Source organism: Stakelama flava, from assembly GCF_019351405.1.
GTDB classification, from domain to species: Bacteria; Pseudomonadota; Alphaproteobacteria; order Sphingomonadales; family Sphingomonadaceae; genus Sphingomonas; species Sphingomonas flava_A.
Genome location: NZ_JAHWZX010000001.1, coordinates 13,495 through 36,467 on the forward strand (window position 1 = coordinate 13,495; position 22,973 = coordinate 36,467).

Sequence of the window (22,973 nt, forward strand, 5' to 3'; positions counted from 1 at the left end):
CCGCTATCGTTGCTCGATATCAACCGAAGCAAAAACGGGTAGTTTCTCAAACATCGCGCTTGCCAGATGCGTTTCCTCGCCGGGGGATAGTATCATTGTATCTCCCCACCATCCGGAATCCGCCACCGGCCCGGCCTTTCCGATCAATTCGGGCGTCAGGTGGAGTGCGACCGCGGCGACCAGCCGCCGATCACTGTTATGCCGTGAAAAGGCCAGCACATGGCCCGCCCGCGGACCGCGCACCGCCAACCGCTCCATCCCGCCGCTTGCGAACAGATCGGCATGGTCCCTGCGCAGATTCAGCAGGTCTCGGATCAGATGCAGCTTGGCATCGCCGGGGGCTTGCGCTTCTCCCTCCAGTACCGCCTGCCGCAGGGCATAATCGACCGGACGGCGATTGTCCGGATCGACCATGCTGAGGTCGGATAGTTCGGCCCCCTGATAGCAATCAGGAATACCGGGCAGCAGGCAGCGCAATCCCGTCTGCGCCAGCGACGCCGCCAATGCGGGGGCCGCCATCATGCCGATGAACTCGCCAAGGTCCGTCAGAAACTCGCTCGAACGGTCAGGATCGAGCAACACATCGATCAGCGCCGTACAGCGCGCCTCATACGATTCGTCCGGCGCGGCCCAGGACGAGCGGCGCTTTCCTTCGCGAAGCGCCTTTATTTGCCATGCCGAAACGCGATCTGCGAATGCCAAAAGCCCGTCGCGATCGTTGCTGGCAAGCCCGTCGGGCATAGCCGCATAAAGCGCCTGATACAGCATCAGCCGGTCGGCGGGGGTGACGTCGCTCCCCGACTGCCCCAGCATCTTTTCCCAGCCCACAACGCGCTGACGCCACAAATCGGGCACTTCACTCAAAACCGCAAGCCGCGCCCTGCTGTCCTCGCCGCGCTTATGGTCGTGCGTCGCGGTGGTCAGCATCGCGTCGGGGAAAAGCTCGGCGCGCGCAGCGACAGTGTCGAAAAAAGCGTCCGGGGTCATCCCAAAGCGACCGGCATCGGACCCGACATCGTTGAGCGAAAGAAGCCTGCCATAGCGGTAAAAGGCGGTATCCTCGACCGCCTTGGCAGCGATCGGAGCCGATAATTGCTGGAAGCGCCGGACGGCTTCGCTCCTCAGCGTCGCGTCCCCCTGCCCTTCGCCGGCCAGCCATTCGAGCAGCATGTCGAGCACTTGTGCCTCGCCCGGCGGGGTAAAGCGCGCCGCGCGCTCTCGAACGGTGTCGCGCACGCTGGCATCGCTTGGCGGCGCGTCCGGGCCATAGGTGCGATAGACGGGGAACACCCAAATCGCCCGTTCAATGGCACGACGCAGCATCGCGCTTGTGATCCCCGCGCCCGCGTCACTACTGTCCGCGAGTGCCTTGAACGCGGCGACGCACCCGTTGATCTGCCCCGAAAACCCCCAGGACAGCATTTCGCGGCGCGCCGTAAGTTCAGCTTCGTGAAAATCGCCATCCGCACCGCTCATCGCCTGCCACAACTGGCTCAGCGGCGCTTCACCCGCCGGATCATGGAGCAGCGCCGTCACATCGGCCATGAAGTCATAGCCGCTGGTGCCCGCGATCGGCCAATCGGACGGCAACGCTTCGCCGGGGGCGAGGATCTTTTCGACCACAATATAAGCGGGCGCATCCGCCTTGCCCTCACGCTGCGAAATGGCGTCAAACCGTTCGCGCAGGCGATGCAGATAGGCGGCGGGATCGCTCAGCCCGTCGATATGATCGATCCGCACCCCGTCGATCATTCCTTCGCCGAACAGCCGGAAATACAGCGCGTGTGTCGCTTCGAACACGCCGGCATCCTCAACCCGAAGCCCTGCCAGATCGTTGATGGTGAAAAAGCGTCGCCAGTTGAGTTCGTCGTTCGCCGCGCGCCACCAGGCAAGCCGGTAATGTTGCCGTTCGATCAGTTCGAATAGCACAGCCCTTCCATCCACCGATCGCGCCGCGGCATGATCCTCTGGCCGGATCGGGATGCGATGTTCGCCGTAAATAGAAAGAAACGGGGTATCGCCGTCATTATCGACGCGTATCTGTCCGTCCGCCAGCACTTCCTTCAACGGCGCGCCGAGGATTGGCAGAACCAGTCTCTCTTGCCAGTCAATGTCGAAGAAATCGGCATAGTCGCTTTCCCGGCCGCGTCGCAGCACATCGTTCCACCAGGCGTTCTCTCCCCCGGCGACACCCATATGGTTGGGAACGATGTCGATGATAATTCCCATACCGCGCGCCCTAAGCGTCGCGACGAGTGAACGAAATGCTGCCTCTCCGCCCAGTTCGGGATTAATCCGCGTCGGATCGACGACATCATAGCCATGGGTCGATCCGCTTCGCGCCGTAGTGATCGGGGAAGCATAAACATGGCTGATGCCCAGCCTGTCGAGATAGGGGACCAGCGCCTGTGCATCGGCAAAGGTGAAATCACGATGAAATTGCAGGCGATAGGTTGCGCGGGGGATCATGTGCGCCGTTCCTTGTTCAATCGTTCGACCCGCGCGGCAATATCCGGCCGGTTGAGCAACATGGCGGCCGGCTGCGGAGCGCGACGGCGCCAGTTGGGATGTTCATCGGTCGTACCGGGCAGGTTGGGCTGCTCGACCAGCGCGGCGACATCCTCCAGCGGAACGATTGCCAGCTTGCATGGCGTCGCACCGACAAAGGCCAGCGCGGCATTGGCAACCACCGCGCCGTCCGTGGGTTCGGGTTCGCTCCCCTCGGCAATGTCGGCATCGCTGAATGCCTGCCACAGCCGATCGCGTTCGTCGGCGCGGTCCTCGCGCGCTTTCGCGCTATCCGCCTGCGTCGCGCCCAGCTTGTCGCGCCAGTCGATGTCGCGGCCCTGCCACCAACCGGCCGCCGTTGGCGTGTCGTGCGTACCGGTCATCGCGACCGCATCCGCCTGCCAGCGATCCGGGGCAAGAAAGGCGCCGTCCTCATCGCGTTCAAACCACAATACGCGCATGCCCATCAGCCCGCGCCGCGCCAGTTTCGGGCGAAGCCCCTCTGGTACGGTGCCCAGATCCTCTCCGATCACGATTGCATTCGCACGGGTAGCTTCCAGCGCGATCAGGCGCAGCATATCGTCCAGCGGCATGGTGAGATATGCCCCCTCGGCCGAGCGCGCGCCATGCGGAACCACCCATAAGCGGCTCAGGCCAAGAACATGATCGATCCGGATGCCGCCGGTGCTGCCGATCGCGGCGCGCAGCGTGTCGATGAAACCGCGAAAGCCGGTTCGGCGCAACGCGTCTGGCGCAAAACCGGCAATCCCCCAATCCTGCCCCTGCGGCCCCAGCGGGTCCGGCGGCGCGCCGATCGACAGCCCGGTAAGCAAGTCCTCCGGGCGGCTCCATGCATGGCTTCCTCCGCCGTCCATCCCGACCGCAAGATCAGAGATCAGCCCGATCGCCATTCCCGCATCGCGCGCGCTCGATTGCGCGCGTTGCAGGCTTTCCTCCGCCAGCCATTGGGCAAAGGCGTAAAAGTCGATCTCGTGCGCATGATCGCGGGCGAACGCCGCAACCGCTTCACCGTCGGGATCGTGATACGCGCTCGGCCAATCCTGCCAGCCGCGCGAGCCCTGCGCGAAGAAATGCGTGTGCAGCGCATCGAAGGTCGCGTGGCGCTCCAACGCGCGCCCACTGCGTTTGCGATAGTCAAAAACCGCCCGCCCAATCGCCTCGCTTCGCCCGGCAAAGGCAGTGCGAAGCGCCGCAAGCCGTTCGGGAACCGCCGCTTCCCAATCGATCAGGTCGCCACCGACCGTTGGAGGTATTTCGCCACCCGCAAGCGCCGGATCGCCAAACAGTATGTTGTGGAACAGGCGGCTCGACGGCGCATAGGGGCTGAAGCGCGAGGGATCGGCGGGGAATAGCGCATGGGTCGGGCTAATCGCCATGGCGTCGGCCCCTTTCGACGCGAACGCGCGCGCCGACGATGCCAGCGAGGCGAAATCGCCAAAGGCGCGCGGTTGTTCATCGCGCAGCGCCGGAACCTGCACCGCCGCACCCCATGCCCGCCGATCGGGTGCGAAATCGGAAATTGCCGGACAGCGCTCCGGCGCGATCGCCAGTGTGATCGTGCGCCCGCCAAGGTGAAGCCGGTGATAGCCCGGAACCATGATCGGGCCGATACGCAGCCCTTGTGCCGTTCGGCTTACTGAAACCGGTGAAGCATATCCGTCCTCCAGCTCAAGCTCGATTTCGCGCCCTGTATCCCCCGGTATGCTGAAACTTTCCCCGACATCGGCGGTGATGAAGTCATGCCCGTGCGGCATTTCGATTGCCGTCAGGCTGCGCTCGATGTCGACATCGGTTTCGGCCGGGTGGCCCAGCGCAATCAGAATACGCCGCAACGAATTGTCGGAAACGCGCTGCGCCTTTCCAGCCGCGTCCTCCCAATCGATTTGCAACCCTGCGGCAATTGCCAGACGGTACAGCGGCGTCATGGCGTTACCCACGCCGAAAAACTAGCCGGATCGCCGGCTTTGCCAAGCGTGAAAATTGCCTCGCCACCAGCTTCTGGGAAGCAAACCGGCGCGTCCCCCAAATTGATGGCCAGAGTCAGTAATGCGCCATCGCCCATTCGCCAGCGCGCGACTACGGCCCCGTCGCCCAGCACTTCGCTGCCAGCCCCCGATGCGCTGTCTAGCCGCGGGACGATCACCTCGTGCCGAAGCGCGATCAGCGCGCGATACAGCTCCTGCCATGCCGCGCTTTGGGGGCCGGGGCGCGGGCGCGACGCTTCGAAGGTTTCCGCCGCATTGGGGTCGGGGATTTTAGCGCGCGCGCTTTCGTCCTGAAAGGCCGCAAAGCGCGCAAACTCCCGCCGCCTGCCCTCGCGAACCGCGTCCGCCAGTTCATCGTGAAAATCGGTGAAAAACAGAAACGGCGTCTCGCTTCCTGCATAATCGCCCATGAACAGCATCGGGATTTGCGGGCACAGAATCAGCAACGCCGTGGCGGCGCGCAGCTTTTCCGCATCGGCAAGCACCGTCAGCCGCTCGCCCATCGCGCGATTGCCGATCTGGTCATGATTTTGCAGGAAGGAAACAAAGGCTGTGGGCGAAAGATCGCCGCTCGGCGATCCGCGCGGCGCGCCATCATGGTTCGGCGACCCTTCCCCCTGATACACAAATCCTTCGTTCAGGCATCGCGCCATTTTGTCGGTCGGCCGGTCGGCGAAATCGCCATAATAGGCCTCGCGCTCGCCGGTCAGCAGAACATGCAGCGTGTTATGGAAATCGTCGTTCCACTGCGCGTCATAGCGATCATGGCGCAACCGCTCGGCATCGTTGCGTTCGTTTTCCAGAATCAGGTGAAGATGTCGGTCACCTGCCGCCTCGCGCAATTCGGCGGCCATGGCATCCAGAAACCCGTCGTCCCCGATCGCATGAACCGCATCGAAGCGAAGTCCGTCGAAGCGATACTCTTCGATCCACATTCGCGCATTGTCGATAAAAAAGCGGCGGACGTGTTCGGCGTCGAAATCGATTCCCGCACCCCATGGCGTATTGCGATCGGGATTGAAAAAGCCGCTCGCATAGGCACCCAGATAATTTCCGTCCGGGCCGAAATGGTTATAAACCACGTCCAGAAACACCATCAGGCCCAGGCCGTGCGCCCGGTCGATAAGCGCCTTCAGCGCATCGGGCGTCCCATAGCTTTCGGCAGGGGCATAGGGCAGTACGCCGTCATAGCCCCAGTTTCGCGATCCCGAAAACGCGGCAACCGGCATCAGTTCGATCGCGGTGATCCCCATATCCGCGATCTCCGGCAATCGTTCGCGAAGCGCGTCGAACCCACCCTCGGCACCGGCGTGTACTTCCTCGATCACCGCTTCGCACCAGGGCCGCCCGCGCCATGCATCGCTGCGCCAGTGATGGCCGTGCGGATCGGTCACCACGCTCCAGCCATGAACGCCGCCAGACTGGGCCCGCGACGCTGGGTCGGGCACCTGAATATCGCCAAGGTCGAAACGGTAGCGCGTCCCCGCTGGCGCGTCCGCGTCGACCGAGAACCAGCCATTGGCGTCCCGCGTCATCGCCGCCGGCGCTTCGCCCTCGCGAAGCAGCGTCACCTCTTCGCGATCGGGCACCCACAGCCGAAAGCGCGTTAGGCCGTCGGAAAGCGGTTGGGTCCCCCAGCGGGTCATCCCCGATCGTCCTGTGTCGTCCAGCTGACCAGCACCGCGCCATGCCCGGCCACGTCATAGCGATGTTCGATTTCGAACGGTTCGGCTTCGGGCCTTGCGCTGTCCAGCAACACCGTGCGCGGAACATCGGGTGCGGGGGGCAGCTGAAACGCCAGTTCCTCCTCGGACGCGTTTAACAACAATGTCAGCGCCTCGACCCGCCCGTCGTCAAGGCGGATCGCCCGCCGCATCGCAAGCGCCCGGCCTTCGGGATTATTCCAATCGTCGATCGACAGTTGTTCGCCGCGTTCGTCGAACCATTCGATATCGTTCACCCCATGCCCCGGTGAATCCTCGCCGTACAGGAACATCGGAGCGCGCAGCATGGTGTATTGCTTGCGAAGCGCGATCGCGCGTCGGGTAAATTCGAACAGCGCCCTGCCTTCGTCGGTTTCAAGCTGCTCCCAGTCGAGCCAGCTTATCTCATTATCCTGACAATAGGCGTTGTTGTTGCCGCCCTGGCTTCGTCCGAATTCATCGCCCGCCAGCAGCATCGGCGTGCCGAGCGAGGAAAAGAGCGTGACCAGCATCGATCGGCGAACCCGCGCACGCACGGCGTTGATTCCGGCATCGTCCGTGGAACCTTCCGCGCCCCAGTTGCGCGAGAAATTCTCGCCATGGCCGTCGCGATTATCTTCGCCGTTCGCCTCGTTATGACGCTGCTCATAGGCGGTGATATCGGCAAGCGGGTAGCCGTCATGGCTGGCAAGATAATTCACGCTTGCCCATGGGCGACGCGCCCGCCGGTCGAACAGGTCGCCCGACCCCGACAGGCGCGCGGCCAGTTCGCCGCGCTGCGCCGGATCGCCGCGCCAGTAGCGGCGCACCGTGTCACGATATTTGTCGTTCCATTCAGCAAAGCCCGGTGGGAAGCCGCCCAGCGCATAGCCGCCAAGGCCGATATCCCATGGCTCGGTAATCAGCTTCAACTGGCCAAGAACGGGGTCCTGTCGCAGCACGTCGAAAAAACCCGCGCCGGGATCGAAACCATGATCGGTGCGCCCCAGCGTCAGGCCAAGGTCGAACCGAAACCCGTCCACCCCGAACGACGTCGCCCAATAGCGTAGCGAATCGGCCACCATCTGGATTACCCGCGCACGCGACAGGTTCATCGTATTACCCGTGCCGGTATCGTTGACGCAGTAGCGCGGATTGTCCTGCTGCAACCGGTAATAGGTCGCGTTGTCCAGCCCGCGCCACGATAGCGTGGGGCCAAGTTCGCTGCCTTCGCAGGTGTGGTTGTAGACCACGTCGAGAATGACCTCGATCCCCGCCGCGTGCAACTGGCGCACCGTCATGCGGAAATCATTGGCGTCGCCATTCGCCAGATATCGGCGTTCGGGCGCGAAAAAGCCGAGCGTCGAATAGCCCCAATAATTGTGCAGCCGCTTTTCCTGCAAAAACTGGTCCTGCGCAAAGGCGTGAACCGGAAGCAGTTCGACCGCGGTCACCCCCAGTTTTTTCAAATGATCGATCACACGCGGATGCGACAGACCGGTGAACGTGCCGCGTTCGCCCGGCGCGACATCCTGCATCAGCTTTGTCAGTCCCTTTACATGCGCTTCATAGATCACCGTTTCCGACCATGGCGTGCGCGGCCTGACGTCGCCCGACCAGTCGAAATTATCCATCGTCACCACGCTTTTTGGCACCGATCCCGCGCTGTCGCGCCGATCGAAGCTCAAATCCTTGCGTGACGAGCGAAGGCGATAGCCGTGAAGTGAATCGGTCCAGCGGATCTGACCCGACAATTCGCGGGCATAGGGGTCGATCAGCAGCTTATGTGGATTGAACCTGTGCCCCTCCTCAGGCGCATAGCGGCCATGCGCACGATAGCCGTACAAAAGGCCCGGCCGGGCATCGGGAAGATAGCCGTGCCAGACCTCGTCGGTCCATTCAGGCAGTTCGAACCGAGCAATCTCCCGCCGCCCGGTCGGATCGTAAATGCACAGCTCGATCATTTCGGCGTTCGCGGAAAAGACGGCGAAGTTGACGCCCAAACCGTCGAACGTAGCGCCCAGCGGATAGGGTGAGCCGCCGGAAAGGCGGTCGGGAAACTGGGTCAAGAACGCACCTCTTCGAAACGCAGAACAACCGCGGCCAGTGGCGGCAGGGTGACGACAGCGCTAGCGGGCTGACCATGGGCGGGCTCCTCAGCCGCCGTGACGCCACCGCCATTGCCCATGTTACTGCCGCCATATAGTTCGGCGTCGCTGTTGAAGATTTCCTTCCAGAAGCCGACGCGCGGCATCCCCGTGCAATATCCGGTGCGCGGTTCGGGGGTGAGGTTCAGCATCACTACAACCGGCGCGGCATCGCCGTCGCCGAAACGGGCAAAGGTGAACACTGAATTGTCGGCGTCGTTGCCGACAATCCATGTAAAGCCGCGCGGATCGCTGTCGCGCGCATGCAGTGCCGGCTCCTCGCCATATACACAGTTCAGATCGCGCACGAGCCGCTGGATGCCGGCATGATCGGGATTGTCGAGCAGGCCCCAAGGAAGCGGTTCGTCATGATTCCACTCACCCGGCTGTCCCAGTTCGCAGCCCATGAAGAGCAGCTTCTTGCCCGGATGTGTCCACATGAATGACAGATAGGCCCGCAGGTTCGCGCGCTTGCGCCAGTCATCGCCCGGCATCTTGCCGAGCAGCGATCCCTTGCCGTGGACCACCTCGTCATGACTGATCGGCAGCACGAACTTTTCGGAATAGGCATAGACGATGCTGAAGCTCAGTTCGTCATGATGCCAGCGCCGATGCACGGGGTCATGCTCGATATATTGCAGCGAATCGTGCATCCAGCCCATGTTCCATTTGTATGAAAAGCCAAGGCCACCGTCGGGAACCGGCGTTGTCACGCCAGGCCATGCGGTGGATTCCTCTGCGATCGTCATTGCGCCGGGGCAGCGTTCGGCGACCACCGCATTCATGTGCTGAAGGAACGCCACCGATTCCAGGTTCTCGCGCCCGCCATAAATATTGGGCACCCACTCATCCGCCTTGCGGCTGTAATCGCGGTACAGCATCGACGCCACCGCATCGACACGAAGCCCGTCGATATGGAAGGTTTCGAGCCACCACAGCGCGGAAGCCAGAAGGAACCCCGATACCTCGCGCCGACCCAGATTATAGATCAACGTGTTCCAGTCCTGATGAAACCCCTCGCGCGGGTCGGCATGTTCATACAGATGCGTGCCGTCGAACGTCGCCAGTCCATGCACGTCGGTGGGAAAGTGCGCCGGAACCCAATCAAGGATCACACCAACGCCCGCCCGGTGCGCAGCGTCGACAAAGCGCGCGAAATCCTCCGGCGTGCCGAACCGTGCGGAGGGCGCGAATTGCGACAGCGGCTGATATCCCCAGGACCCGCCGAACGGGTGCTCCATGATCGGCAGCAGCTCGACATGGGTGAAGCCCATTTCGGCAACGTAGGGGATCAATCGGTCGGCCATTCCCGCCCAGTCAAGCGATCCACCCTGCTCGCCGGTCGCGGCCATCCACGATCCGGCATGAACCTCATAAATTGTGATGGGTGCATCGACACCGTGGCGCGCGCCGCGTTCGGCCATCCAGTCTTCGTCGGTCCAGCGGAAATCCGGGTCGGCGGCAACCACCGACGCGGTTTCAGGCGGCTTCTCGGTCTGACGGGCGAGCGGATCGGCCTTTTGCACCAGCCCGCCATGGGCGCCCGCAATTTCGAACTTGTATCGTTCGCCCACGCCTAGTCCGGGCAGGAACAATTCCCACACCCCTGCACCATGGCGAAGCCGCATCGGGTGTCTGCGCCCGTCCCAGCTGTTGAAATCGCCGACGACCGACACGCGTTTTGCATTCGGAGCCCATACGGCGAACGCGACACCTGCCACCCCATCCATGACGCGCAGGTTTGCCCCCAGTGCGCGCGCCAGATCGAAATGACGGCCTTCCGCAAAAAGGTGCAGATCGAGATCGCCGACCACCGTGCCGAAGGAATAGGCGTCCTCCACCTCCTGCACCACACCGCCGGGCCATGCGATACGCAGCCGATAGCGTCCTTGATCGCCCGGTGGCCCGACAAACATGCCGGGCGCGACCTCCTCCATATCGGCAATTACGGCGCCATCCGGGCCGATCATCGCGACCGCCTCGGCACCCGGCTGAAACGTGCGGACGACGCGCTCCGCCCCTTCGCCATGCGGGCCGAGAAAGGCGAACGGATCGTCGAGCCGTCCTTCCAGCAGCGCCGATGCGGCACCGGCGAATAAAGTGTCGTGCGCGGTCATGGCAGTTCCTTTCCGATCAGCCGGGCGGCAACCTGCGCAAGTGCGGTTGCGGGCACGCCGATCCAGTCGGGGCGGTTGGCGGCTTCATAGCCGACCTCATACGCCGCCTTTTCCAGCAGGAAGAGGTCGAGCAGCGGGTCCGGGGCCGCGCCCTCCCCGAAATATCCGGTGTTGAACGCAGCGATCGTGCGTTCGCGAAATTGGGCGATCGCCTGTCCCGCCTGCTCGCCCCACGGTTCGGCGGCGGCGGGCAGGTCGCGCTCGGCGACCGACGCTGCATAGTCGAGCGAGCGGAGCAGGCCCGCCACGTCGCGAAGCGCCAGGTCCTTGGCACGGCGCTCGGCGATCGGACGCGCGGGTTCGCCTTCGAAATCGATGAACATCGCCTCGTTCCCGGCGACCAGTATCTGGCCCAGATGCAGGTCGCCATGAATACGCGTGCGCTGCCGCCCGACGGCCTCTCCGGCCAGCCCGTCGATACGCTGCGCAAGGGCATCGCGGTGTTCGGACAGAAATTCCACGCCCGCCGTTTGCGCTTCATCAAGCCGTTCGTTGCTCTTCAGCCGGGCCAAAGCATCGTCGAATTGCGCCGTCACCCGTTCGCCAAGACGCGTCGCCTCCTCAGCGGTCATCGCCACCGGCGCGAATGAAGGATCGTCGCTGTCTTTTGCCAGAAGCGCGTGCATTTCGGCCAGACGGCGACCGGTGTTACCGGCGAAATCCTCCGCATTGGCGAAACTGGCTTCGGCATCGCTCGCCGCACGTTCCAGCGCACCCAGCATCCATTGCCAGCAATCGCCCTGATTATAGACAAAGCGTTGCGCCAGCATCAGCAGTGTACGTTCGTCCTGATCGCTGCGCACAACGGTGCCCATGATGGGCGGCACGTTGGCGAACCCCTGTTTGGTGAGATAGCGGACCATTTCCACATCAGGATGAATGCCCGGCGCGACCTTTCGCAGCAGTTTCAACACCGCCTTGTGCCCGACGATCATGGTGCTGTTCGACTGTTCGGCGGCGATCCATTCGGCCTCGTCGCCCGGATCGACATCGAAAGCACCTTCGGCAGCGAAGCGGATTTCGCCACCCTCGACCGGGACCATAGTCTCTTCACGCATTGCGGTGAAAACGGCATCGGCAAAGGACGAAAGCGCAAATCCGTCGGTCAGCAGACCGACATTGCGCCCCCGCCTGACCCGCGCAATCGCCAGGTTCGATGCGAACCGGCCATGCTGTTCGCCTTCCCATGCGATGCCGAAGGGCAGCATATAGGTCGCCTCGCCCCCATCGGTCGCGACCGAGATTTCGCCGAGCAACAGGTCATCCGAATGCGGAAGCGGGGTCGCGCGGTTCAGCGTGACGCGCGTAATCGCTTCGTCCTTTGCACCGAACCAGCGGCGCTCGCCCACATAATCGGGCAGAACGTCATTCTCAAGAACGCCGCGATTGGCGCCAAGCGCGATGTCGCTCAATTCGGGTCGTAACACAAAGGTGTATCGTTCGACCGCATCCCCCGGCGCAGCGCTGGCCCAGTCCGGGGCCGCAGCTTCTTCCGACAGCATGAACCAGGAAAAGCCATAGGGCGGCAGGGTGAGCAGATAGGGGAGCTGCCCGATCTTCGGAAAGGCTTCTTCGCCCGACATCTCGACCGGCGTGCGACCGGCGAATTCGTGCAGGTTCAGTTCGACTGCCTGTGCAGTACGCGACAGGTTCGCGACGCACAAAATGGTCTCCCCGTCATATTCGCGAAGATAAGCGAGTACCTTACGGTTGGCGGGGCGAAGGAAACGCTGCGCGCCGCGCCCGAAGGCGCTGTGCGCACCGCGAACGGCCAGCATCCGCTTCAGCCAGTTGAGCAGCGAATGGCGGTCGCGTTCCTGCGCCTCCACGTTCACCGCCTGATAGCCATAGACCGGGTCCATGATCGGCGGCAGCGCGAGCGTCGGCGGATCGGCGCGCGAAAAGCCGCCATTGCGATCGACCGACCATTGCATCGGGGTCCGGACCCCGTCGCGATCGCCGAGGAAGACATTGTCGCCCATCCCGATCTCATCACCATAATAGAGCACCGGCGTTCCCGGCATGGTGAGCAGCAGCGCGTGCATCAGTTCGATCCGACGCCGGTCGCGCTCCATCAATGGCGCCAGACGGCGGCGAATGCCCAGATTGATCCGCGCGCGCCGGTCCGCGGCATAAGTATTCCAAAGGTAATCGCGCTCGGCGTCGGTCACCATTTCCAGCGTCAGTTCGTCATGGTTGCGAAGGAAGATCGCCCATTGCGCGGCTTCGGGAATGTCCGGGGTCTGACGCATGATGTCGGTGATCGGAAAGCGATCCTCCTGCGCGACCGCCATGTACATGCGTGGCATCAGCGGAAAGTGGAACGCCATATGGCATTCATCGCCTTCGCCGAAATAGGCTTGCGTATCCTCGGGCCACATATTGGCCTCTGCCAGCAGCATCCGGCCGGGATAATGCGCATCGAGATCGGCGCGGATTTTCTTCAGGACATCGTGCGTTTCGGAAAGATTCTCATTCGAGGTGCCATCGCGCTCGATCAAATAGGGAATGGCATCGAGGCGAAGCCCGTCGATCCCGGCGTCGAGCCAAAAATGCATGACCGACAGAACTTCCTTTAACACCGCCGGATTATCGAAATTGAGGTCGGGCTGGTGCGAATAAAAGCGGTGCCAGTAAAAGGCGCGCGCTTCCTCATCCCAAGACCAGTTCGATTTTTCGGTGTCGAGGAAAATGATCCGCGTACCCGAATATAGCTGGTCATTGTCCGACCAGACGTAGAAATCGCGTTCCGGACTTCCCGGCGGCGCCTTGCGCGCGGCCTGAAACCAGGGATGCTGGTCGGACGTGTGGTTGATGACCAGTTCGGTGATGATACGGATGCCGCGATCATGCGCCGCGTCGATAAAGGCGCGCACCTCGTCCATCGTGCCGTAATCGGGACTGACGTCGCGATATTCGGCAATGTCATAGCCGTCGTCCCGGCGCGGGCTGGGATAAAAGGGAAGCAACCAGATCGCGGTGACGCCCAGATCGGCGATATAATCCAGCTTTCGCATCAGCCCCGCGAAATCCCCGATACCGTCGTCATTGGCGTCGAAAAAGGACTTCACATGAACCTGATAGATCACCGCATCCTTGTACCATTGCGGATCGTCCGCCTGGCTGAACGTGGCGCTCATCGTTGCGGGCATCGTTTCGGGGGCGTTCATGCCGTCATCTCCGGTGCGATCCGCCAGATGCGATAGGGTTCATCGGGCGCGATGCGAATATGCTGGGTCTTGCCGTGCCAGGTGAAACGGTGGCCCTCGGCCAGGTCCTCCACTGCGACGCCGGCATCGTCCGACAGGCCGAACTTCCACAACGGCACTTCGAAATCGCATTCGTGCACATGGTGCGGATCCAGATTGACCATCACCATGATCATCGACCCGCCATCAGCCGCGGGTTTTGCATACCAGATGATATTGTCGTCATATGCCGGATGGAATTGCGTGTTGAGATGGGTCTGCAATGCCGGATAGGCGCGCCGCAGCCGATTGAGCGTCGTGATGTCGGCGATGATATTGCCCGGCGCTTCGTAATCGCGCGGCCGGATTTCGTACTTTTCGCTGTCGAGATATTCTTCCTTGCCCGGCGCGAGCGGCGCGCTTTCGCACAGTTCGAACCCCGAATAGACGCCGAACAGTCCCGAGAGGGTCGCGGCCAGCACTGCCCGAATACGAAAACCCGCCCTTCCCGAATTTTGTAGGAAAGATGGATTGATATCTGGCGTGTTGACGAAGAAATGCGGCCGGTAGAATTCCTTGGGCGCGGTCGTCGTCAGTTCGGTAATATATTCGATCAGGTCATGCTTCGTATCGCGCCATGTGAAATAGGTGTAGCTTTGCGAAAATCCCACCTTGGCAAGGCGATACATCATTGTCGGCCGGGTGAACGCCTCGGCAAGGAAGATCACGTCGGGATGCTCCGCGCGGACTTCGGCAATCATCCATTCCCAGAACGGCAGCGGCTTGGTGTGCGGATTGTCGACGCGAAACGTCTTTACGCCGTGATCGACCCATAGCAGCACAACATCGCGAAGCGCGATCCACAGAGCGGGAACCGCATCCGGGCCGTAGAAGTCGACATTGACGATGTCCTGGTATTTCTTGGGCGGGTTTTCAGCATATTTCATGCTGCCGTCGGGCCGCCATGCAAACCAGCCGGGATGTTCCTTCAACCAGGGATGATCGGGGGCGCACTGGATCGCGAAGTCGAGCGCGATCTCCAACCCATGTTCATGCGCGACGGCGATCAGGCGGTCGAAATCCTCGAAACTGCCGAGTTCGGGGTGGATCGCATCATGGCCGCCATATTCGCTGCCGATCGCATAGGGGCTTCCCGGATCATCGGGTCCGGGCGTCAGCGTGTTGTTCGGCCCCTTGCGGTTCGTCTTGCCGATCGGATGAATCGGCGGGAAATATAATGTGTCGAACCCCATGTCGCGGATAGCGGGCAACCGGTCGAGGACATCGACAAAGGTGCCGTGCCGCGCCTTGTCGTCGGTCATCGAACGGGGAAAGAGTTCGTACCAGCTTGAAAAACGCGCCGCGAGCCGTTCGGCATCGAGCCGCTGCTCCGGCGAGGAATGCGTGTGCGGCCGGTCATCGGCCTGATCCATCAGCCGCGCGGTTTCATGATCAAGCAGCAGTTCCGCCTGACTGTCGGCGTCCACCTGCTCGATCCGCTCGACCAGTGCCTGCAATTCTTTACCAAGCGCTGCCGGCGCGCGTTCCGCAGCACCGCCTATCAGCGCCAACCCCTCACTATAATCCACCGGCTGCGCAACGCCTGCGATCAGCTTTTTACGGAAATCGCGCGTGAACCCGCTGAACCGGTCGAGCCATCCCACGACACGGAACACATGCGCGCCCAATCGATCGGGCACAAAGGTCGCCCGCCACCGATCGTTGCCCAGCGCGTCCATGCGAACCCGCCGCCATTCACTTTCGTCAGCGCCGCGCCATTGCAATTCGGCTGCAAGTTGCTCGTGCCCGTCGGCAAAGACATCCGCTTCAACCGTCACCAGATCGCCGACCACGCGCTTCACCACAAAATCGCCGCCCTCGACACGCGGCGTCACCGCGTCGATTACCAGCCGAGGCCAAGTCCTCGCTGCCATGGCATCGCCGCGCGCCGCCGCCGAGGGGGTGATCGCCGAGGTCGCATGCGCGCGCAACAGACATGCCTCTCCCGCACGCAGCGTTGACGAAGCCTCGCCGCCGTCCGATCCAGTGAAGGTCCCCGAAAAGCCGCCAGCCGATTGCAGCAGCGCCGCCGCAGCGGGAATCGGCTGGTCCGATTGCGCATTGCAGACCAATCCGACAATGGACGTACCCGCCTGACGAGGGTCACTGCTTTCGGCACGCACCAGCACGGTTATCGCGTCGCCCGGCGCACTCGCCTGACGCAACGCGCCGCGTATGGGCGAAACGGTGTCGAACGCCGAGAACGCGCCGCGCACTGCTCTCAACCGGGTATCGCTTTCAGTCCATTCGATCGGGATAATCGCACCATCCGCCGCGATCGGCAGCAGCGTGAGCGCAGCTTCCGCCCGGGGGTGGTCAGAGGAAAACTCGGCAATCAACGGCGCGGCCTCGCGAAGCGCCTCGACCTCTTCTACCATCCAGGAAGCACTCAGATCCCACCACCCATAGGAACTGACAAGCGCGTCAAGTCCCGCATGTGCAAGCCGGACACCGCCCTGCCGGTCTGCCATCGGCCCAGCGATCAGCGACACGCCACGGTCCGCCATGGCAGACGAAAGCCGCTCAATCAGCGCCACACTAACCCTTTCGGCTGCGCTTAGCCGAAATCCGCGCGCACCAGCGGCGATAAACGCATCGAGCCGCTCGATAATCGCTTCGCCAAGCAGGTCTGCCGTGTCGGGTACGCGCAAACGGGCAAGCGCCTCCCCCGTCGCTGGCATCGCTCGGCGCGGATCGACGATGGCGCCCGCCCCCGCCGTCCGGCGAATCGCGAACAATTCAGGGTGCGATTGTACCAGCGAGTGATCGAGCGGAAAGCGCGTCGGATCGACATCGATCATCACCGCAGGGACCCGCTCTGCAACACCGCTCAGCTGGTCGATCAACGTCCTGGCCTCGTCGCCAAACAGCGAAATTCGCTCGCCAAGAAGGATCGCTTGCGCGCCCGATGCCTCGACCACTTTTTCAAAACGCTCACCGTCGATCGCGAACGACGGCGCTGAGACAATGCGTTGGGGAAAGGAAGGCAATATCGGCTCCCGATTGGCTGATGCGAAAAGATTGGGGGGACGCGTCGGGGCTCTCTCCGCCCGGCGCGAGCGCGGAAGGCCGGTCAATCCTTCGTCTGGACGCGCGTTTTACGTTTCGGCGCGGCTGTGGTGGCGGGCTTGGATGTTGCCGCCTTTTTATGTGCAGATTTCGCCTTTACGGGCTTCGCCGGCGCTTCGGGGGCACGCGATTTCGGCGGGGATTTCGCACCCTTGGCAACCGCATTCTCGAATTCAGCTCGCGCTTTCGCCCAATGCTCTTCGGATCGGCCGTGTGGTTCGCCTTCTTCCTGCCAGATGGCATAGGCCCGGTCACGGATACGCTGTTCCAGTTCGTCGCCTTGCGTCATCTACCCCTCGCCTTCATCGATCGCTGCATGTCGCCGGGTCGAAAATCCATCCGGCGACATCAGATCAATGCGCCGCGCGGCAAAAGGTGCCGTGCCGATCGGCGGCGTGCGCTATTTTTTGCTTATGACAACCGCACTTGCCGCCCGCACGGCGCAGCGCGACAACGGCGCGACAGGATTTGTCGGGGAAACCTCCGCCGCAGGAATGAGGAGAAGATTGATGCCGCTCTACGAACTCGAAGGACAATGCCCCGTCCTCGCGGAAAACGCGTGGGTCGCGCCAAGCGCCGACCTGATCGGCGATGTCCGACTGGGCGACAGCGCAAGCGTGTGGTTCGGCGCGTGCATCCGCGGGGACAATACCCCGATGATTATCGGGGCGCGCACCAATATTCAGGAAAGCGCGATGCTTCATTCGGATGCGGGCGTCCCGCTCACGCTGGGCGAGGACTGCACGGTGGGCCATCATGCCGTCCTTCATGGCTGTACGCTGCACGACCGGGTGCTGGTGGGCATGGGCGCGATCATCCTGAACCATGCCGTCATCCCGCATGACTGCATTATCGGCGCGGGCGCGCTGGTGACCGAGGGCAAGACGTTCGAACCGGGCAGCCTGATCCTCGGCAGTCCCGCGCGCGCGGTGAAGAAGCTGGACGACAATGCCGCCACGATGCTCAAACTGTCCGCCGCGCATTATGTCGAAAAGGCGCGAAAATGTGCGACGGGGCTGAAACGCATCGACTGGACAGCGCAATAGGTTTCGGTAAGAAACGCATTATGGCCCTTCCCCCGATCTTCGATACGCTTCGCCTTCCGGTCATTGCCTCGCCGATGTTCATCGTATCGGGGCCTGAACTGGTAATCGCCCAGTGCAAGGCAGGCATTGTCGGCTCTTTTCCGGCGCTAAACGCCCGGCCGCAAAGCCAGCTCGACGAATGGCTTCACCGGATTACCGAAGAACTGTCGCAGTGGAACCGCGACAATCCTGACAGGCCGGCGGCGCCCTTCGCGGTCAATCAGATCGTTCACCGCTCCAACGACCGGCTTCAGGCGGATATGGAAACCTGCGCCAAATGGCAGGTGCCTATCGTCATCACCTCGCTCGGCGCGCGCGAAGAAGTCAATCAGGCGGTGCATGGTTGGGGCGGCATTACCCTGCACGACGTCATCAACGACAAATTCGCGCACAAGGCGGTTGAAAAGGGCGCCGATGGCCTGATCCTCGTCGCGGCCGGGGCGGGCGGACATGCGGGCAAGCTGAACCCGCTCGCCTTTGTTCAGGAAGTGCGCGCCTGGTTCGACGGGCCGATTATCCTGTCGGGCGCGATCGGCAATGGCGGCGCGGTACTGGCCGCGCGAGCGATGGGCGCGGACCTTGCCTATATGGGGTCGGTCTTCATTGCGGCGGAGGAGGCCAATGCCACGCCCGATTACAAACAGGGCATTGTCGAAGGCCATGCCGACGATATCGTCTACACGAACCTGTTCACCGGCGTGCACGGCAATTACCTCCGTTCCTCGATCGAGAAAGCGGGGCTTGATCCCGACCATCTTCCCGAAAGCGATCCCAGCAAGATGGATTTCGGGTCGGGCGGCAATTCCGCCAAAAAGGCGTGGCGCGACATCTGGGGAGCCGGACAGGGTATCGGCCTGATCGAAAAGGTTTCGCCCGTCGCCGATATGGTCGCCAAGCTGGAAACCGAATATCGCGCTGCCCAGACGCGGATCGCCAGCTGATCGCCCTTGCTCAGAATGCGTGGTTGAGGCGGTCCATCATCGCGCGGGCCGGGCTTCGCATATTGTCCATTTCGCCAGCCTGTGCCGCATCTTGAATAGCGACCCGGCGATGCAAGTCCATGCTGGCGAACACCAGACGACGCGCGGTTTCGGGCATCCGGTACACCGCCTCCATGTCGCTCTGCGGTGCTGCACCCAGCCGCCGCGATGGATCAAGCGCGTCGCGTTCGGCCAGTTCGCCGACCAGTACCGCGCGCTGGGTCAGCAGCCATGCGATGATGTGCATCAATCGCGTGGTGACTTTCAGCGATTCGCACGAAAACGTCACCCGCGCCATCGGGTCCAGACCGTGCCGCTCCTCCCTGCCGACCTCATCGAAATAGGCGCGCGCTTCATCGGCAAGCAGCATCGCCTCGGTATAGAGTGAATCGATCAGACGGCGGTGAATCCGCGCGGTCGCTTCCGGCTCGTGCATGCTATTTAATTGCCAGAACTGCGCGAAAAGCGGAACCGGTAAAATTGCGCAAAGGCGTCGCCGTCCCAAATCGGACCGGTTGCCGTCAGGCGATGATGTCGGGGATGATCTGATCCTCGATCATCGCGATATCATCGCGCAAACGCAGCTTCTGCCGCTTCAGCCGGGCGATGCGAAGTTGGTCGGGCGCGCCGGTGGCGACGATGGCGTCGATCGCTGCATCCAGATCGCGATGGGCGATACGAAGCTGCTCCAGCCGCCGACGCAATTCCTCCTCACTCACCCTCGCAATCTCCCGGATGCATCTGGTAACCGTTTCTGCACGGATCATCGTGACGATCAATCTTGCCGCGCGACTTTCCTCGCGAAGCGTGGTTTAATCGATCCCCCAACTGGACGAAGGAGGGACTTTTACGATGCAAAATCCGCACATTTCGTCGCTAGAGAGCAAGCATAGCGTACTGGATCGTCGCATTTCCGACGAGTCGCACCGGCCGATGCCGGACCAGCTTCTGCTGGCCGAGCTCAAACGTCAGAAATTGCGCGTGAAAGAGGAAATGGCGCGGTTCTGAAACCCAGCGCCGGTTCCGGCATATCCGGCTGAAGCCGTCAGCTGTTGCGCAGCGGCGGTTTCACGTAAACCGGAGTGTGCGTTCCGCCACCGACGGGCTTTCGCGCCGCCTTCGGATCTATTTCGTTATCGAAGGCAACGCCGATCCGCCCATCGGTGGCCCAAGCAACGCTTCCCTGAACCCAGCCGATTCCGCGCACGTCGATTTCGACTTTCGCGCCGATGTTCAGCGGTTCGGCATATTCCGCCATCAATCCGCCGGCCGACAGGTTGCGCACGCGCACCTGAACCGGTTCGGAAAGGCCGGCGTGTCGCATCAGCGCCCGCAAAAGCAGGCTGTCACGCGCGGCATTGCGTTGCTGCGCGAAATCTTCCTGACTGAGGTCGACGAACGAATCGCCGGAAATACGTTCCATCGCGTTGCCCGAAACCAGTTTGTTTCTCCAGCTTCGCTGTTAGACCAGAAACCCTTGTCGAAATCGTTAACGCGCCGGTATCAATCCTCGCGCGATACGCGTTCGTTGCGTTCGTGCCGTTCCTGCGCCTCGACCGTCATCGTCGCGATCGGTCGCGCTTCCAGCCGGCCGAGCGAGATGGGATCGCCGGTCACTTCGCAATACCCATATTCACCCTCTTCGATACGGCGAAGCGCGGCATCGATCTTCGCAATCAGCTTTCGCTGGCGATCGCGAGTCCGCAGTTCGATCGACCAGTCGGTTTCACTGGACGCTCGATCGGTCAAATCCGATTCGCGCAACGATTCCGACTGAAGCTGCGACAGGGTGTCCTGCGCCTCACGATAGATCGCGTCTTTCCATGCAATGAGTTTGCGGCGGAAATAATCGAGTTGCCGGTCATTCATGAACGGTTCGTCGGCGCCGGGCCGATATCCGTCTTCCGCAGCGGTAAACACGGGTTTCGCGGATTCTTCGCGTTCGCCCAAAACGGTCGCCATAACAGCTCTCCAATCCGATCCGGGCCCCATTCCCGGGCACCAGCGGATCACCTTTGCCCGAGGCGGCCTATACTTGCGCAGGACCGGCTTCACAAGTTGCGATTTGTTTCGCCGGTCGTGGCTGGTCACGCTCGAATCACCGGCCATGGCCGAGCCGGCGAATCGGAACCACCGGAGGACTCGATCCAATTCGTCAATTATGATGGTTAAAATACGGGTTTATTTGTGTCGTGATGGGACATTAACCATAATAGCGCTTATTTATACGCAGCAAAAATCGATAGCTATTTCTAAGGACTGGTTAATACTCTTGCGTATAAAGGGTTTGATTTGCACCTTGCGTGCTGACCAGCCGTGGACCGCTCCTACAGGGGCCGCAATTCGGCGCAACGGGAAGAGTGAGCGCGAATGTCTGTTAGAATGGCCCTTGCCAAATTATGCGCATGCGCTTGCGGCGGCGCCATTATCGGTGGCGGCGCGGTTCATGCCGTCGACAGCTCCCCGCACAGGATCGCGGTCAAGAAAGTCCACAAGAAACGCATCCTGCGCAAGGGGGTGGCGACCGCCCATGCCGACAAGCGTATCCTGCGCCGCAAGACGACGACCACGACTACGCAGACCAGTTGCACCCCGCAGGTGATAACGGTTGCAAGCAAGCCAACCCCGATCCCCCTGCCCCCCGCCGAATATCAAGGCAACAGCTACGGCTCCAGCGGTCAGATGCCGGTCGTTTCGGGCGGCGGCAGTTCGCCGGGCGGCGGCGGATATTACGGGGCGAGCGGCGGTTTCGGCGGCGGATTTTTCGCGGGTGGATTTTTTGGCGGATCGAGCAGCGGCGGCGGTATCGTCATTTCCTCCACCTCAAGCACGTCGAGCACCTCCAGCGGGGGCACTGGCGACGTGAATGTCGATGTCGACGTCGACAATTCCAGCAACAATTCGAACGACAACACGAACAACAACAGCAACGACAATTCAAACAATAACGAAAACAATAATTCCAACGCGAACGATCAGTCCCAGAATCAGGATCAATCACAGGACCAGTCCCAGGAACAGGACCAAAATCAGGGCCAGGGACAGGGTCAGGGGCAAGGACAGGGTCAGGGCCAATGGGGCTGGAGTTCGAACGGCGGCTGGGGCGGCAAGGGCGGCCATCACCATGGTGGTCCACCGCCGGGCGGCAGTTCCAGCAGCGGCGGCCCGCAGCCGGTTCCTGCCCCGCCAATGGTGCTATTGTTCGGCGCTGCGGCTGCCGCGCTGATCGGCCGCAAACGGTTAATGAAGCGCGGAAACAAGAAGCAGGCGGCGTAATAGTAAAACCGGCCCGTTCCCCCGAAGGGATGCCGATACCGAGCCTTGACACTTTGATCGCCTTGTCATTGCGCGAGGCGCAGCGACTCCGCGCCCATCGGTTAATGGCGCTGTCCGGATTGCCGCCTCTTGCGGGACCTCGCAACGACGAGGTTGCGTCGCGACGGGTTTAAATCAATGCAGCCCGGCATTAAAAAACCGCCGCGCGGAATACCCTGCGCGGCGGTTTTTTTAAATGCCGGAACAGCGTCCCGACTTCAGCTCTTCACCAGCAGCTTCTCGATCTCGTCAAGCGGATGGCCGGTGAGGTCCTTGTCAAGCTCGCCGGTCAGCCGCTGTTCGACTTCCTTGTGATAATGCTTGCGTAATTCACCCAGTGTTCTTGGCGGCGCCGCGATAATCAGCGATTCGAAATCATTGTTCAGCGCCCGTTTTTTCAATAAATCCGCTGTTTCCGCCGCGAAGCGGTCTTCCTCCAGCTGGTGAAAATCGGTTTCCTCGTACGAACTGCGGCCATGGCCATAGCTGGAAAAGGTGGTGCCTGGGGAATCGGTCGACTGGTCGCGATCCGGCGGATTTTCCTGCGTGCGTTTGCGTTCGACCACCAGATTGGGATGTTCGTCGTCGCCATCATTGCGAAGGAACAACATCTTTCGGCCATCGGCGATTACCACGAACGCGTCGTGTGGGATGCGCATATTCGCTTTCTCCTTAAACTCGGTACACTTCTGCCCTTCCCAACGCGCGCACTGCGTGCCGGGTTGCGCGCGACGCGCACCGCCGCCATAGCCTTTG

General features: G+C 62.0%; 17 protein-coding genes. 4 read left to right on the top strand and 13 right to left on the bottom strand.

Features of this window, described 5'->3' with window-relative positions; translation table 11 throughout:
- Positions 1-3: 3 nt before the first annotated feature.
- From treY to KY084_RS00100, 8 genes are all read right to left on the bottom strand, one after another.
- Positions 4-2,469, bottom strand: coding sequence for a malto-oligosyltrehalose synthase (gene treY / locus KY084_RS00065; RefSeq protein WP_219236403.1), 2,466 nt, complete (start codon positions 2,467-2,469; stop codon positions 4-6).
- Positions 2,466-4,454 (bottom strand): 4-alpha-glucanotransferase, encoded by a 1,989-nt coding sequence (malQ, locus tag KY084_RS00070; RefSeq protein ID WP_219236404.1) that lies wholly within the window; start codon positions 4,452-4,454, stop codon positions 2,466-2,468. The genes treY and malQ overlap by 4 nt, the downstream gene beginning before the upstream one ends.
- Positions 4,451-6,160, bottom strand: a complete 1,710-nt coding sequence (treZ, locus tag KY084_RS00075) for a malto-oligosyltrehalose trehalohydrolase (protein WP_219236405.1) — start codon at positions 6,158-6,160, stop codon at positions 4,451-4,453. Before treZ ends, malQ begins: the two co-directional genes overlap by 4 nt.
- Positions 6,157-8,265 carry a glycogen debranching protein GlgX gene (glgX, locus tag KY084_RS00080; RefSeq protein ID WP_219236406.1) on the bottom strand — a complete coding sequence of 703 codons (2,109 nt, stop codon included), beginning with the start codon at positions 8,263-8,265 and terminating at the stop codon, positions 6,157-6,159. The genes treZ and glgX overlap by 4 nt, the downstream gene beginning before the upstream one ends.
- Positions 8,262-10,460 (bottom strand): 1,4-alpha-glucan branching protein GlgB, encoded by a 2,199-nt coding sequence (gene glgB / locus KY084_RS00085; protein ID WP_219236407.1) that lies wholly within the window; start codon positions 10,458-10,460, stop codon positions 8,262-8,264. Before glgB ends, glgX begins: the two co-directional genes overlap by 4 nt.
- Positions 10,457-13,690, bottom strand: coding sequence for a maltose alpha-D-glucosyltransferase (treS, locus tag KY084_RS00090; RefSeq protein WP_219236408.1), 3,234 nt, complete (start codon positions 13,688-13,690; stop codon positions 10,457-10,459). The genes glgB and treS overlap by 4 nt, the downstream gene beginning before the upstream one ends.
- Entirely contained in the window at positions 13,687-16,758 is a 3,072-nt protein-coding gene (locus KY084_RS00095; RefSeq protein WP_219236409.1) for an alpha-1,4-glucan--maltose-1-phosphate maltosyltransferase, read from the bottom strand. The genes treS and KY084_RS00095 overlap by 4 nt, the downstream gene beginning before the upstream one ends.
- A gap of 83 nt (positions 16,759-16,841) precedes the next feature.
- A complete protein-coding gene (locus KY084_RS00100; RefSeq protein WP_219236410.1) occupies positions 16,842-17,126 on the bottom strand; it encodes a DUF2934 domain-containing protein in 285 nt (94 codons plus the stop codon).
- Positions 17,127-17,346: 220 nt separating this feature from the next.
- Between KY084_RS00100 and KY084_RS00105 the strand changes: the two genes are divergently transcribed.
- Positions 17,347-17,883 (top strand): gamma carbonic anhydrase family protein, encoded by a 537-nt coding sequence (locus KY084_RS00105; RefSeq protein ID WP_219236411.1) that lies wholly within the window; start codon positions 17,347-17,349, stop codon positions 17,881-17,883.
- Between the two features lie 20 nt (positions 17,884-17,903).
- Positions 17,904-18,863: an NAD(P)H-dependent flavin oxidoreductase gene (locus KY084_RS00110; RefSeq protein WP_219236412.1), complete on the top strand. Its 960-nt coding sequence runs from the start codon at positions 17,904-17,906 to the stop codon at positions 18,861-18,863.
- 10 nt (positions 18,864-18,873) lie between these two features.
- Here KY084_RS00110 and KY084_RS00115 read toward each other — a convergent pair whose 3' ends face one another.
- Positions 18,874-19,338 carry a DUF1465 family protein gene (locus KY084_RS00115; protein WP_219236413.1) on the bottom strand — a complete coding sequence of 155 codons (465 nt, stop codon included), beginning with the start codon at positions 19,336-19,338 and terminating at the stop codon, positions 18,874-18,876.
- Positions 19,339-19,423: 85 nt separating this feature from the next.
- Positions 19,424-19,621 (bottom strand): YdcH family protein, encoded by a 198-nt coding sequence (locus KY084_RS00120; protein WP_219236743.1) that lies wholly within the window; start codon positions 19,619-19,621, stop codon positions 19,424-19,426.
- A gap of 133 nt (positions 19,622-19,754) precedes the next feature.
- On the opposite strand from KY084_RS00120, the gene KY084_RS00125 reads away from it, so the two are divergent.
- Complete coding sequence (locus KY084_RS00125; RefSeq protein WP_219236414.1) at positions 19,755-19,910, top strand: YdcH family protein; 156 nt, start codon at positions 19,755-19,757, stop codon at positions 19,908-19,910.
- 37 nt (positions 19,911-19,947) lie between these two features.
- Here KY084_RS00125 and KY084_RS00130 read toward each other — a convergent pair whose 3' ends face one another.
- On the bottom strand, positions 19,948-20,325 hold the full coding sequence (locus tag KY084_RS00130) for a PilZ domain-containing protein (protein ID WP_219236415.1): 378 nt from the start codon (positions 20,323-20,325) through the stop codon (positions 19,948-19,950).
- A gap of 80 nt (positions 20,326-20,405) precedes the next feature.
- Positions 20,406-20,864 carry an RNA polymerase-binding protein DksA gene (dksA, locus tag KY084_RS00135; protein ID WP_219236416.1) on the bottom strand — a complete coding sequence of 153 codons (459 nt, stop codon included), beginning with the start codon at positions 20,862-20,864 and terminating at the stop codon, positions 20,406-20,408.
- 408 nt (positions 20,865-21,272) lie between these two features.
- On the opposite strand from dksA, the gene KY084_RS00140 reads away from it, so the two are divergent.
- Positions 21,273-22,178, top strand: coding sequence for a hypothetical protein (locus tag KY084_RS00140; RefSeq protein WP_219236417.1), 906 nt, complete (start codon positions 21,273-21,275; stop codon positions 22,176-22,178).
- Between the two features lie 257 nt (positions 22,179-22,435).
- Here KY084_RS00140 and KY084_RS00145 read toward each other — a convergent pair whose 3' ends face one another.
- Positions 22,436-22,876, bottom strand: a complete 441-nt coding sequence (locus KY084_RS00145; protein WP_219236418.1) for a host attachment family protein — start codon at positions 22,874-22,876, stop codon at positions 22,436-22,438.
- Between the last annotated feature and the right edge of the window lie 97 nt (positions 22,877-22,973).